The sequence below is a fragment of the Selenomonas sp. CM52 genome, assembly GCF_000292955.1.
Taxonomy (GTDB): domain Bacteria; phylum Bacillota; class Negativicutes; order Selenomonadales; family Selenomonadaceae; genus Selenomonas.
Window position 1 is genome coordinate 65281 of sequence record NZ_ALNM01000012.1, and the last position, 13310, is coordinate 78590.

Here is a 13310-nt window from a genome sequence, read left to right on the forward strand (position 1 = left end):
GCTTTGAACATATCATAGCATAACCTTTTTCTCGGCGCAAGCCTTGACAAAGGAATTTCCTTTCATATTTCTCACTCGATCGTGATCTTGTCGCCCAAGTTGAGGCGCGGCGGCAGGCTGCCCTTGACGATGAGCTGTCCGGGCATCGAGCCTTCGGCGTTGATGACGATCGTGCAGTGGCCGTCCTTTCGAAGGTTCTCATTGACCGCCTCGCCAACGGAGACGACCTTGTACTTCCTCTTCGCCCCCATCGTCAGCGTGTCGCCGACCTTGACATCGTCCGTCAGCTCTCCCGCCGTATGCTCGACGACCATCTCCGTAAGGTTCGGGCGCACACCCTCGTCAAGCAAGATGATGCTTGAACTATTCTCCAAGAAGTTCGGCGCAAGGCTGCCGATATTCGTGATCGTGACGTCGTATTTCATGTCTCAGTCTCCTCCCAGCAACACGACTCTCTATCGTATTTCCAGTATATCACAAAATGCTGGGACTGACTAGGACTGCTGCTCGCCATTCGTTTTTCAGCTGCGCCGGATAAAGCAAACCATATTCTGTGCTAAATAATTCCCTGCCTTGCTCCGAAAAGATATGCTATAATATGAAAAAGAGCAACTGGCTCTCCACCTGAATGGAAGGAGGAAAAATGTCAAAGAAAGCACAGATTTTCCAAGCATTCGAGCAACAGCGCTTCGATCCGATGAACGATGTTGCTTTCAAATTTATCTTCGGCAAAGAGGAACGCAAGCAGATCACCATTGATTTTCTGAATGCCGTGCTGCAAGAATCGTTGGAGCATGAGATCCGTGAGATTACGTTTCGGCAAACGGAGATGCCGCCTGACGCCGATGGCGGAAAACTGTCGCGTCTGGACATTGCCTGCGAGCTTGATACGGGCGAACTGGTCGATGTAGAAGTACAGGTCATTAATTATAACGATATGCAGCGCCGCACGTTGTTCTACTGGGCGCGCTTGTACCTTCTTTCTCTTTCGCGCGGTGAAGGTTATCGCGTCCTGCGCCCTGCTATTACGATCAACCTCCTTGCATTTGAGCTGTTGCCGCAGTCGGAACCGGTAGCGATGTACAGTATCTACAATCCCAAAACAGGTGACCGGCTGAACAAGGACATGGAACTGCATTTTATAGAAATTCCAAAGTATATAAAAGCTCCGCAAAAAAAGATCGGCGAATTATCAAAAATGGAGCGTTGGCTTGCATACTTTGCAAACAAACTCACAGATCTGGAAAGGGAGGAATTGGCCATGAGCGAACCTGCAATCAAAGAAGCGATGGAAGCGGAAAAGCTTTTCCTGTGCAATCCGGACGAGTATCTTCGTTACGTCAATCGGCAAATGGCGATCATGGACTATCGTTCCAGTCTACAGGCTGCCGCCGAGGAAGGTGAGGCACGAGGCGAAGCACGGGGCGAAGCACGGGGCGAAGCGCGGGGGGAAGCGCGGGGCGAAAGCCGTGTCACGCGTCTCATGTCCCTGCTCCTTGAAGCAGGGAAAATCGAAGAAGCGCGCGAAGCGTCCAACAACGAAGCGGTAAGAAAACGCCTTTTTGAAAAATACCGCATTGAATAATGCTAAACGCAAAAACGTCCAAGAGTGCCTGCCTCTTGGACGTTTTTCTGCGTTACTGCTTGTTCTTGATATAGTTGAGCTTGCCGCCCGCTTTCAGCATCTCGATGTCGAGCGCCGAGAGCGCGTGGTGCGTGCTGAAGCTCCGCTTCTTCGTGCGGTTCTCCACGCGGACGGGCGCATCTGGCGCGAGCGCGGAGAAGTCGAGGAAGAGCACGTCGCCCTCGTCGATCGTCTCGTAGTCCGCCGCCTCGTCGAAGAGCAGCGGCACGATGCCGAAGTTCACGAGGTTCGCCGCGTGGATGCGCGCAAAGCTCTTGGCCAGAACCGCCTTGATTCCCAGATACATCGGCGCGAGCGCCGCGTGCTCACGGCTCGAACCCTGTCCGTAGTTCTCGCCCGCGACGATGATGCCGCCGCCCGCCTTCTGGCAATGCGCCTTGAATCCCTCCTGCACGTCGCGAAAGACGAACTCGGAAATCTTCTCGATGTTCGAGCGGTACGGCAGAACCTTCGCGCCCGCCGGCATGATGTGGTCGGTCGTGATATTGTCGCCGACCTTGATGACGACTTCCTTCTCGATCGCAGCTGCGAGCGGCGTGTTCTCGGGCAGCGGGCGGATGTTCGGCCCCTGCACGACCTCGACGCTCTCGGGATGCTCGCGCTCGGGCGCATAGATCATCGAGTCATCGACGAGGAACGCTTGCGGCTCAGCGGGCAGCTCAAAGTCGGCTTCGCGCGGATCGGTGATGACGCCTAAGACGGCGCTTGCCGCCGCCGTCTCAGGCGAGACGAGACAGACGTTCGCGCTGAGCGTGCCGCTCCTACCCTTGAAATTGCGGTTGAACGTGCGCAGCGACCACGCATTCGTCACGGGCGACTGCCCCATACCGATGCAGGGACCGCACGTGCACTCGAGGAGGCGCGCGCCCGCCGCGAGGATCTTGGCGAGGCCGCCCGCTTCCGCGACCATGGAGAGCACCTGGCGCGAGCCGGGCGACAAGACGAGCGAGACGTTCTGCGCGACGCGCTTGCCGTCCAAGATGGACGCCACCGTCATGATGTCGCGATACGACGAATTCGTGCAGCTGCCGATGGCGACCTGGTCAATCGGCTGCCCCGCGACCTCGCGCACCGTCTTGACGACGTCGGGCATGTGCGGCAAAGCGATCAACGGTTCGAGCGCCGCAAGGTCGATGTCATAACGCTCATCGTAGACCGCGCCCGCATCGGCAGCGAGTGCGCGGAACACATCTTCGCGCCCTTCGCGGCGCAAAAATTCGCGCGTCACCTCGTCGCTCGGAAAGACCGACGTCGTCGCGCCAAGCTCCGCGCCCATGTTCGTGATCGTCGCGCGCTCGGGCACGGAAAGCGTCCTCACGCCGTCGCCCGTATACTCGATGACCTTGCCGATGCCGCCCTTGACCGTGAGCATGGAAAGCACCTTCAAGATGATGTCCTTGGCGCTCACGCCCTTTTGAAGAGCGCCCGTCAGCCGCACCTCGACGACGCGCGGCATGTTCAGCATGAACGGCTCGCCCGCCATCGCGCACGCGACATCGAGACCGCCCGCGCCGATCGCAAGCATGCCGATGCCGCCGCCCGTCGGCGTGTGCGAATCGCTGCCGAGGAGCGTCGCGCCCGGCCTTCCGAAGCGCTCAAGGTGCACCTGATGACAGATGCCGTTGCCGGGGCGCGAGAAGAATACGCCGTGCTTCTTCGCGACCGTCTGCAGATACTTGTGATCGTCGGCGTTCTCGAAGCCGCTCTGCAAGGTGTTGTGGTCGACATAGCTGACGGAAAGCTCCGTCTTGACCTGATCGACGCCCATCGCCTCAAGCTGCAGGTACGCCATCGTGCCCGTCGCATCCTGCGTCAGCGTCTGGTCGATGCGTATGCCGATCGGCGCTCCCTTTTTCATCTCGCCCGTCACGAGATGCTCGTGCAGGATCTTTTCCGTCAATGTCAACGCTTTTGCCGTCATAAAGACACTCCCTTTGCCGCCGCCCCGCCGCAAGGTGCGCCACGCGCAAGCCTCGGCAAAGCCGCCTCCTTTTTCCACCTCGTGGGAAAGCGGCGGTCATGCGCCGCCTTCCCTTGGGAATCAGCGACGAATCCGACACTACCCTCCGTTAAGTTATCACAAAGCGGCGCAAGCGTCAACACTTCTATGCAAATTTTATTATAGGAGCAATAACCCATTTTATATATTTGAACTGCGTGCTATAATGCATTTGTGCTTTTCGGAAAGACCATTTCCGTGAGCATGGTCAATCCAAGCTGTTCATCTGAAAGGGGACATTGCCATGGACAAGGCAATCCATCTCGCGCAATTTTACGGCAAGTCGCAGAACTACACGACGATCGCCAAAGATCTCTTCAAAAAATACAACGTCAAGCGCGGCCTCAGAAACGAGGACAAGACGGGCGTCTTAATCGGCCTGACGCGCGTCGCCGACGTCGTCGGCTACAAGGTCGACGACGACGGCCACAAGGTCGACGCCGACGGCGAACTGTTCTATCGCGGCATCAACGTCATGGATCTCGTCAATTCCGCCGCCCGCTCTTCCTATCTCTACGAAGAAGCGTGCTTCCTGCTGCTCTTCGGCTACCTGCCGTCGGAAGACGACCTTCGGCGCTACTGTCAGAGCCTCAAGGAAGGCTACGAACTGCCCGAAGGCTTCCTCGAAACGCACCTGCTGCACCATCCGGGCAAGAACCTCATGAACCAGCTCCAGCAGTCGATCCTCGCGCTCTACAACTACGACCCCGACCCGGACGCGACCGACGTCTATCGGACGCTCATCAAGGGCGTCAACCTCATGGCGAAGCTGCCGTCCATCGCGTGCTACACCTACAACGCCAAGACGCACTACTTCGGCCGCGAGAGTCTCGTGCTGCACTATCCGCAGCAGGGCTTCTCGACCGCCGAAAACATCCTTTCCATGCTGCGCCTCGACGGCAAGTTCACGCCGGACGAAGCGCGTCTCTTGGACATCCTGCTCCTTTTGCACGCCGACCACGGCGGCGGCACGAACTCGACCTTTACAAACGTCGTCGTCTCCTCGACCGACACCGACCTCTACTCGGCAATCGCCAGCTCCATCGGCTCGCTGAAAGGCCCGCGCCACGGCGGCGCCAACGTGCGCGTCGCCAACATGATGGACAAGGTCATCGAAGCTGTCGGACTCGATGCCGACGACGCCGCCATCGAGCGCGTCATCGAGCGTCTGCTGAACAAGGAACTCGACAATCCCTCGGGACTCGTCTACGGCATCGGCCATGCCGTCTACACGCTGTCCGACCCGCGTGCCGAAGTCATCCGCGATCATATCGGCAGGCTCGCGGCGAAGAAGGGCGTCGAAAGAAAATTCGACTTCTTCGTGCGCTTTGAGCGCGTCGCCAAACGCTATCTGAGCGAGAAGAAAGGCGTGAGCATGTCGAGCAACATCGACTTCTACAGCGGCCTCGCCTACGAGATCCTCGGCATCCCGCGCGATCTCTTCACGCCGCTCTTCGTGCTCTCGCGCACGGCGGGCTGGATCGCGCACAACGTCGAGCACAAGCTCTACGACAACCGCATCGTGCGCCCCGCCGCCAAGTACGTCGGCACGATGGTAGACTATGTGCCGAGGGAGGAACGCTGAATGACGAAGAACACCATCACCGTATTCAAAGGCGACGGCATCGGCCCCGAAATCACGGACGCCGTCCTCGAAATCCTGGAAAAGGCGGGCGCAAACCTCGCATACGAAATCTTTAACGTCGGCGAAGCAGAGTACGAGCGAAACGGCGCACTGATTCCGGCAGCCGGACTCGCCTCCTTTGAAAAGACGCACGTCCTTTTGAAATCCCCCATCACGACGCCCGTCGGCAAGGGCTTCCGTTCGCTCAACGTCACGCTTCGCACGAAGTACGACCTCTATGCGAACATCCGCCCCGCGAAGTCAAACGAAGCCGTCAGAACGCCCTTCCCGCATGTCGACCTCATCACCTTCCGCGAGAACACGGAAGACCTCTATGTCGGCGTCGAGGAAGAAATCGACGAAAATACCATGCACGCGACGAAGATCATCACGCGCGAGAAGAGCGAGCGAATCTGCCGCGCCGCCTTCCGCTACGCCGAAGCGCATGGGCGAAAGAAGGTCACGTGCGTCCACAAGGCAAACATCATGAAGCTCTCGGACGGACTCTTCCGCTCCGTCTTCTACGAAGTCGCCAAGGAATTTCCTGCCATCGAAGCCGACGACAAGATGGTCGACGCCGTCTGCATGATGCTCGTCATGCACCCCGAAAACTTCGACATCATGGTCATGCCGAACCTCTACGGCGACATCGTGTCCGATCTCACGAGCGGACTCATCGGCGGCCTCGGCCTCCTGCCGTCGAGCAACATCGGCGATCGTTTGGCGATGTTCGAAGCCGTGCACGGCAGTGCGCCCGACATCGCGGGCAAAGGCATCGCGAACCCCACGGCGTTTCTGTGGTCCGCCTGCATGATGCTCGAACACCTCGACGACAACGAGACAGCCGCCCGCATCCGCCGCGCCGTCGACGCAACGCTCAAGGAAGCGAAGAGCCTGACCCCCGACCTCGGCGGCACGGCGACGACGCACGAATACACGAAAGCGATCGTTGAAAAGCTTTGAAGAGAAAAAGAGAAGCCGTTCCATGCATCAAAGCCGGCGCATGAACCGACGCCTCGTACAGAAAAACCGCAGCCATCCCGAAAGGGTGACTGCGGTTTTCTTTTTGGCTGCCCTATGCTCAATGCGCTGCCTTGCGGCAGGCGGGACACATGCCGTAGAAATACAGCTGCTTGCCCGAAACGGCGTAGCCCGTCTCGTTCTCCACCTGCTCGACTAGATCGCCCGTATCCGCCTTGTAGACATCGTCCACACGACCACAGCTCACGCAGCAGATATGCGGATGGCTCGTCGTGTTCGCATCGTAGCGGAAGCTCTCCTCTCCAACATTCAAGACCTGCACCAGACCGACCTTGCTCAGAATATCGAGCGTCTTGTAGACCGTCGCCAAGCTCATCGTCGGATACGTCGGCTGCAATTCGCCGTAGATCATATCCGCCGTCGGATGCGCCTTCGTATGACAGAGCACGTCGTAAACAGCAAGCCTCTGCGGCGTCACCTTGAACCCCTTCTCGCGCAGCAGCGTCGTCACTTCCTGCATCACCATGATGTTCTCCTCCTTGCACACAGGCACATCCGAGTGCGAACGCAAGAGCCGCCCGCGGAAAAGCCTCGTTCCTCAAAGACTGCTTTCTTAGATTCTTTTTTCTAACAATGAATCGTCGTTAAAAAGCAATCTCACTAAGTTTATTTTAGCGCAAGAAAGTGCTTTTGTCAATAATTTCATGCTTCTTGCAAATAAAAAGACTGTGCACAAGCCGACTTATGCACAGTCTCCGTCTCTCTTCCTGTCATATGAACACTCGAATCCCACAGGAAATCAATTCATCGTTTCCTTGCCGCCTGTCACCTGCAGCACCTTGAGCACCTCGCGGCGTGGCGCGAGGTCTACCGCCATCGCCGCCATTTCCAAGGCTTCCAGACGCGCGTTGATGTAGGCCGTACTGCGGCGCACCTCCTGCGTCATGCGGCACGCTTCCTGCGTCTCTTTTTCGAGTTCCGAAATCTGCCCGCTCGCCGCCTCGTAACGCGCATTGAACGCCTCGAAGCGTGCGTTCAGCTCGGCGAAGCGGCGGTCGAGCGCCGCGAAATGTGCATCGAACTCCGCCAGCTTCTCGTCGATCTCTGCCAGCTTTGCCTCGCCGCTCGCCAGGCGCTCGCTCACACGACGGACATTTTCATCCAAATTTTCTATATCGTGACGCGTCCATTCGCGCAAATTTGTGCTATCTTTCATTTCTTTCCCTCCGATGTTATTATACCACGACTTTTCTCCCTAGTCCAGAATATTTGGGGATGAAATAATAAAAAGCCGCTATTTTCCCTACGCGATGGAAAAACAGCGGTATTTCAACGGAAGAACAGCATGACGAAACCGCCGATCGTCGGCATTCCAACGATAGCAGCTTTCAATAAGGGGCGCGGCGCGAGGTGTGTGCATTTTGCTCCGACGAAAGCCCCAATCATCAGCCCGAGAAGCGTCTGCACGAAGATGTCGAGATCGAGCCGTCCGTTCATCATGTAGCCGAGACCGCCCGCCGCCGAAATCGGCAAAATGACCATCATACATGTGCCGATCGACTGCAGGAGCGGCACGCCGAAGACGCAGAGCAGCGTGAGCTGGATGAAGGCCGCCGCCCCGATGCCGAACGCACCCGACAGGAAGCCGTTGACGAAGCCGAGCGTCAGTCCGTAGACGACGAGTTTCCTGCCCGCAAGAAGCTCGCCGCGCACATGGAAGATGCGGTCGAGAAACTCGGCTCGATAGACCTTCATGTAGAGCGTGAATGCCGACAGGAGCAGCATCAGCGCCGTCAGAAAGCCAAGCTCCTCGGACGGCATCACGTTCGACACCTCCGCGCCCAAGAGTGCGCCGAGGACGCCGCCCGCGCCGAGCACAGCACCCGTCTTGACGACGACTTCGCCCTCGCGGAAATGGCTGATGGCGCCCGAGAGCATCGTGAAGAGCATCGAGGCGAGCGCGACGCCGAGCGCCGTATGGATCGGCACGCCGAAGCCGACGGTCAGGAGCGTGATGACGACGCCCGCGCCGCCCGCGCCGACGAAGCCGATGAGCGCCCCCAAGATCAGCATCGAGAAGAAAATCACTTTCCTTCCTCCACATCCTCCGTCAGCGCGTGCTGCCCGAGCATCGTCGTCAGATTGTCGCGCGTGAAGCGATAGGCGCTCGAAGAGAAGTCCTGCGTCGCATCGTAATGGTTCGACTGCGCATGCAAGATGCCGGCAACCGTGTCGTAAATCATGTCGTTCGTGAAGTACTGGCTCTCATGTCCCCTCAAGGCCTCCGCGACCGCAGGCTCCGCCGCCTGGCAGGCGGGCGACATGTATACGAACATCGGGATGCGCACCATGTGGAAGTTGAACACGTCGGGATTGTGCGAAATCACCAAGTCCTCGCCGTGATCGGAGAAGTAGACCATCGCCTGCAGGTTCAGATTGTCCCGCGCGTACTCGAAGATGCGCCGCAAATTGTCGTCCGTGTAGAGGATGCTGTTCGCATACGACTCAGCATTCGTTCCTGCGCCGCCCGCCGCATTGATCCAGCGCTCGAACGAGGCGGGATAGCGGTTGTTGTAGTAGATGTGGCTGCCCATGATGTGCAGCACGATGAAGTTGTTCTTCGAGCCGTCGATCTCGGTCAGATACTGCAGAAGATTCTCGTCGTACTTCTCCGTGAAGAGGTACGAGTCATCGACCCACTCCGCGCGGTCCGCCGTCTTCGCGACGAGCGTGATGGCGCTGTCGTACTGCCCGTAGCGCCCCTGGTTGCTGAACCAGTACGTATCGTAGCCCGCCTTCTTCGCCACATCGATGAGCGATGTCGAGTTGTAGAATTCCTTGTCGTTGTACTGGCTCTGTTCCGTCAGTGCACGCTGCAAGACAGGCACCGTCTGTGACCAGCACGAATAGGCGTGGCGGAAGACGACGAAATCGGGATCTTCCATGCGTGCGGCGAGCCACGGCGTATCATCGTAAGGGAACGTCGGCGTGTACGCCTTCATGAACGTGCGCGACGCCGATTCGCCGATGACGACGATCACCGTGCCCGGCGCCTTGGCGGCAAGCGTGTCCTCGGGCGTATCGAGCTTGAGTCCGGCGAAACGCTCGTCATAGTAGGCGCTGTACTCCTGCGTCTCGGCGACGTAGTCGGAAACCTCCTTCCAGCTCAGCGCGATCGACGTCTCCGGCAAGACAAAGAACGGAATGTAGACGCCGAGGACGCAGCCGAGCAGGAAGAGAGCCGCCCGCTTGCCCGCCGTCAGCGGATGTGCCGCCAGATGACGCGCTTGGCGCATGTTGCCTCGATAGCAAAGCCACAGGAAGGCGAGAAAAGCGATGACGATACCAATCAGTGCGGGGATGCCGAGCATCGCCTCAAGGAAATCAACGCTCTCGTCGGGATTCGTCAGATAGAGCGCCATGAGCGATGCAGGCGTCAGACAATGCTGATAAATCGAGAAGTAGACGATCTGCACGAAGGGAATCGCAAGGCACACGAAGTCGAGCGCGGCAAAGAGCGCGGCGACGGGGCGCAAGAGCTTCCCGTAGGAAAATGCCAGCGACTGCCAGGATGCGAGCAAGAGGAAGATTCCCGTACCGCACAGAAAGTCGAGTCGTATGAGCGAGACGTACCACGGCGTAGCGTACGACCACGAGTAAAGAAGCGGGAACGTCACGCACCACAAGATGCCCGCGAAAAGATGCGGCGCGTGATTCAGCGAAAAGAGCCGCTTTCGTGCGCCGTACTGGAAGAGTACGAGAGCGCCGATCACGGGCAGAAGCCACGGCAGATAATTGGCCGGCGTCATGTCCTCGCCGATATTGATGTAGAAAGAAACGAGCGCAAAATAAAAAACGAAAGCCGCTACGACATACTGCATGCCCTCGTTCTTCTCCTCTATGGAAAACCGCATGGAAAACCGCATCCTTTGTCTATGTTGTAATTTGGGAAAAGAGCCGCCGCACCGCATTGTCAAAGGTCGAAACGGACTCCCCCATGTTCTTCTAAGTATAGGGAAAGCCTCCGCTTTCGTCAAGAGGATTTTCCATAAGGACGTTTTTTGCTATAATGATAAAAAAGTCTTTTCTATCCACATAGATTTCCGCAGGAGACGCGTATGATTGACATAAAGAACCTTCGCAAACATTACGACGAGACCCCAAGAGGTCAAGCCCAAGGGGCGCAGACCGATTGGCTAGGTTTCTGTAAGGGCGACGCACTTTTGTCCACAAAGTGGACGTTTGTGCGTGTAGTTTACGATGAAGATGCCGTATTCATAACAGCACATGCGGCGGAACGCTTCAGGTTAAGGAACATCAAGGCAAAAGACATACGAACCGCCGTTGCGACAGGAGAGATCATTGAACAATACCCTTGTGATTATCCCTATCCAAGCTGTTTGATTCTAGGAGTTACGAAAGAAAACCGCTATATCCATGTGGTGATAAGCGACGAAGGAAGTGCCAGCCGAATCATAACGGCATACTTCCCCGATCCAGCGAAATGGAGCAACGATTACAAAACACGAAAGGAGGATATTTGAAATGAAATGCTTGCTTTGCAAGACCGGCACGATGAAAGAATCCACTGCAACATATTTCACCCAGCTTGAAAACTGCTATATCATCATCGAAAAAGTTCCCTGTTGGAAATGCGAACAATGCGGCGAAACACTTTATGCCGCCTCCGTGATGGAAAGAATCGACGACATCTTGGAAGGCTTGAAAAAAGTCGCCAGCAAAATCTTCATTATGGACTATACGAGCGCCGCATAAGCTGTACGGCCAAGAGCATCAATTCGCCACTTCCACGCGGTCGATCCTCGTGCCGTCGGGCAGGAAGCACTCGACGGCGAGCTGCGCATCCTTCGCTTCCAAGACGAGATAATTGTCCGTCTCGGGCTGCGGTGCGACATGAAAGAAAGGATGGTACTATCATGACGACTCTTCAAATCAACGTAGACGATGCCGTCAAGGAAGATGCCGATCGGCTGTTCTTCAGCCTCGGCCTTGACACGTCCACGGCCATACAGATCTTCCTCAAAGCCGCCATCGCACATGAGGGAATCCCCTTCCCCATCGCACGCCTGCACACCGGACTCCCTGCGGATCTGAAAGAAGCCATCGAGGACAGCCGCCAACGCCGCAACTTGCATGGTCCCTTCGATTCAGCCGATGAAGCCGTAGCATCCATGCTGGAGGATTAGCATGTACGAGATCGTCTATACGAATCGCATGAAAAGAGATGTCCGCCGCGTGAAAAAGCGAGGCAAAGACATCTCCAAGCTTATCAAGACATTGCAATTGCTGCAAAAAGGCTCGAACATGCCGGAGCAGTATCGAGATCATGCACTTGGCGGAAATCTGAAGGACTTCCGCGAATGTCATATCGAACCGGATTGGCTGCTGATATACCAAATTCATGAGGACATGCTCATTCTTTCAGCAACCGCCACAGGAACACATGCTGATTTATTCGGCGAATAAACCGCTTTCCTAGCCGCTTTTTCAGGTAACATGCTCTCGGCAATTATTTCACCACTTCCACGCGGTCGATCCTCGTGCCGTCGGGCAGGAAGCACTCGACGGCGAGCTGCGCATCCTTCGCTTCCAAGACGAGATAATTGTCCGTCTCGGGCTGCGGCGCGACTGCCTCATCGAGTGCATGGTCGATCCAGAGATTCGGGTAGCGCACATCGCCTGCGACGCCCGTCAGAATGTAGACGGGTCCTTTCGCCGAGCGGCGGAATGCCTCGATATGACCGCGATTGCGATAGGTGTGCAGATGCGCCGTAAGGACGAGATCGACGCCGAGCTTATCGAAAACGGGCATGAACGCTTCGCCTATGTCGGAAAATCCCTCCGTGCGTTCGGGGCGCTGATGAATGCGGTACTGCAGCACATCCTTGTGCAGGAGCGCGACTTTCCACTGCTTGCGGCTCTTTTCCATATCCTCAGGCAGCCACGAGAGCTGCTCCTCCAAAAGCCCCTGCTTGAAATCCGCCGTCTCGTCCATCTGCGTATTGAGCACAGCGAAATGGCACATCCCATAGTCAAACGAATAGTAATAGCGTGAGAACGCCTCACTACCGTTGTCCGGCACGGCGAACTCCTGCAAATATGCTTTTGGCAAACGTACTTGCCAATTCCTGTCGTATGTCTCATGATTTCCCATGACGGGCGCAAAAGGAATCTGCTCGATCATGGGCGCGACCGCCGAAAGCCACGCATCCCACTGCGTATGATCCTCGCCGTTATCGACGAGATCGCCCATGTTGACAAAAAAGCCTGCATTGGGGTTGCGCTGCCATGCTCCTTGCGCGACGTCTCGCCAGACCGAATAATCGCTCGACTGCGAATCGGGGAAGATCAGCGCCTTGAAGCCATCGCGCTCCGCCGGCGTCGTCAAAGGCCACCACTCGCTCGCCTCCTCGCCGTTCACCAACCGGTACTCGTAGGACTTGCCCGGCGTCAGTCCCTCAATGCCCGCCATATGCAGCACCGCCGCGCACCCGTCATCCGTGAAATCCTCGTTCGATGCCGCCGCGCGCTGCACCTCCTGCGCATCCACCTCGCGCCACTCAACAGCCGCCGCGCTCTCTACTGCCTCCGACTGCCACATGATCGTGCGCGAAACGGAAGGATCGCGCGTGATGATCTGACAGATGAAGTCCGCCTCGATTCTTTGCGGATTCGCAATCTTGTCGAGCCGCTTCACCGCCCGTCCGAGGACGTCGAATCTCCGCGCCAGAAAGCCACCACCCACGATGACCGCCGCACCGCCCGCAAACTTGAGGAATGTGCGGCGGTTGAATTGATGATCGTTTGCCATGTCGTTCCCCTTGAAACGTCGATATCTTTTTAGACATTCCTGTTACAATTTTAGTTTATCACAACAATATAAACTCATCGAAATGGGTACACCTTTGAACCTCTACACATCCTAAACACGATAAATGCCAAAAGGTCAAACAAACTTTATGTGGAAAATAATATTTGATTCGTGTTATACTGGGCACAGTACTGTATATATAGGCAGATTTGCAATATGCGATGCCTAT

Annotated in this window: 14 protein-coding genes; 7 read left to right on the plus strand and 7 right to left on the minus strand. The window is 56.7% G+C overall.

Annotated elements, in window-relative coordinates:
- Positions 1–71: 71 nt before the first annotated feature.
- A complete protein-coding gene (locus HMPREF1153_RS02235; protein ID WP_009645371.1) occupies positions 72–425 on the minus strand; it encodes a PTS glucitol/sorbitol transporter subunit IIA in 354 nt (117 codons plus the stop codon).
- A gap of 218 nt (positions 426–643) precedes the next feature.
- On the opposite strand from HMPREF1153_RS02235, the gene HMPREF1153_RS02240 reads away from it, so the two are divergent.
- Positions 644–1585 (plus strand): Rpn family recombination-promoting nuclease/putative transposase, encoded by a 942-nt coding sequence (locus tag HMPREF1153_RS02240; protein WP_009645292.1) that lies wholly within the window; start codon positions 644–646, stop codon positions 1583–1585.
- 52 nt (positions 1586–1637) lie between these two features.
- Here HMPREF1153_RS02240 and HMPREF1153_RS02245 read toward each other — a convergent pair whose 3' ends face one another.
- Complete coding sequence (locus tag HMPREF1153_RS02245) at positions 1638–3566, minus strand: aconitate hydratase (RefSeq protein WP_037369525.1); 1929 nt, start codon at positions 3564–3566, stop codon at positions 1638–1640.
- Positions 3567–3888: 322 nt separating this feature from the next.
- Here HMPREF1153_RS02245 and HMPREF1153_RS02250 point away from each other — a divergent pair, with 322 nt between their 5' ends.
- Both HMPREF1153_RS02250 and HMPREF1153_RS02255 read left to right on the plus strand, forming a co-directional pair.
- On the plus strand, positions 3889–5229 hold the full coding sequence (locus HMPREF1153_RS02250) for a citrate synthase (RefSeq protein WP_009645299.1): 1341 nt from the start codon (positions 3889–3891) through the stop codon (positions 5227–5229).
- The gene (locus tag HMPREF1153_RS02255) at positions 5230–6231 is read left to right on the plus strand and encodes an isocitrate/isopropylmalate dehydrogenase family protein (RefSeq protein ID WP_009645387.1); all 1002 of its coding nucleotides are present in this window, start codon (positions 5230–5232) and stop codon (positions 6229–6231) included.
- Between the two features lie 118 nt (positions 6232–6349).
- On the opposite strand, the gene HMPREF1153_RS02260 is transcribed toward HMPREF1153_RS02255, so the two are convergent.
- The 4 genes from HMPREF1153_RS02260 to HMPREF1153_RS02275 all read right to left on the minus strand — a co-directional run bounded on the left by HMPREF1153_RS02260 (position 6350) and on the right by HMPREF1153_RS02275 (position 10163).
- Entirely contained in the window at positions 6350–6775 is a 426-nt protein-coding gene (locus HMPREF1153_RS02260) for a Fur family transcriptional regulator (protein ID WP_009645384.1), read from the minus strand.
- Between the two features lie 273 nt (positions 6776–7048).
- Positions 7049–7465 (minus strand): hypothetical protein, encoded by a 417-nt coding sequence (locus HMPREF1153_RS02265; protein ID WP_009645297.1) that lies wholly within the window; start codon positions 7463–7465, stop codon positions 7049–7051.
- Positions 7466–7578: 113 nt separating this feature from the next.
- Entirely contained in the window at positions 7579–8337 is a 759-nt protein-coding gene (locus tag HMPREF1153_RS02270; protein WP_009645304.1) for a sulfite exporter TauE/SafE family protein, read from the minus strand.
- Positions 8334–10163 carry a phosphoethanolamine transferase gene (locus HMPREF1153_RS02275; protein WP_009645393.1) on the minus strand — a complete coding sequence of 610 codons (1830 nt, stop codon included), beginning with the start codon at positions 10161–10163 and terminating at the stop codon, positions 8334–8336. The genes HMPREF1153_RS02270 and HMPREF1153_RS02275 overlap by 4 nt, the downstream gene beginning before the upstream one ends.
- A 204-nt stretch (positions 10164–10367) precedes the next feature.
- Here HMPREF1153_RS02275 and HMPREF1153_RS02280 point away from each other — a divergent pair, with 204 nt between their 5' ends.
- The 4 genes from HMPREF1153_RS02280 to HMPREF1153_RS02295 all read left to right on the plus strand — a co-directional run bounded on the left by HMPREF1153_RS02280 (position 10368) and on the right by HMPREF1153_RS02295 (position 11736).
- Entirely contained in the window at positions 10368–10793 is a 426-nt protein-coding gene (locus HMPREF1153_RS02280) for a DUF4258 domain-containing protein (RefSeq protein ID WP_083847459.1), read from the plus strand.
- 1 nt (position 10794) lies between these two features.
- Positions 10795–11025 carry a type II toxin-antitoxin system MqsA family antitoxin gene (locus HMPREF1153_RS02285; RefSeq protein WP_009645255.1) on the plus strand — a complete coding sequence of 77 codons (231 nt, stop codon included), beginning with the start codon at positions 10795–10797 and terminating at the stop codon, positions 11023–11025.
- A 161-nt stretch (positions 11026–11186) separates the two neighbouring features.
- On the plus strand, positions 11187–11456 hold the full coding sequence (locus HMPREF1153_RS02290) for a type II toxin-antitoxin system RelB/DinJ family antitoxin (RefSeq protein WP_009645354.1): 270 nt from the start codon (positions 11187–11189) through the stop codon (positions 11454–11456).
- Position 11457: 1 nt separating this feature from the next.
- Positions 11458–11736 (plus strand): type II toxin-antitoxin system YafQ family toxin, encoded by a 279-nt coding sequence (locus tag HMPREF1153_RS02295; RefSeq protein WP_009645333.1) that lies wholly within the window; start codon positions 11458–11460, stop codon positions 11734–11736.
- A gap of 43 nt (positions 11737–11779) precedes the next feature.
- On the opposite strand, the gene HMPREF1153_RS02300 is transcribed toward HMPREF1153_RS02295, so the two are convergent.
- The gene (locus HMPREF1153_RS02300) at positions 11780–13081 is read right to left on the minus strand and encodes a purple acid phosphatase family protein (protein ID WP_009645256.1); all 1302 of its coding nucleotides are present in this window, start codon (positions 13079–13081) and stop codon (positions 11780–11782) included.
- Positions 13082–13310 lie beyond the last annotated feature (229 nt).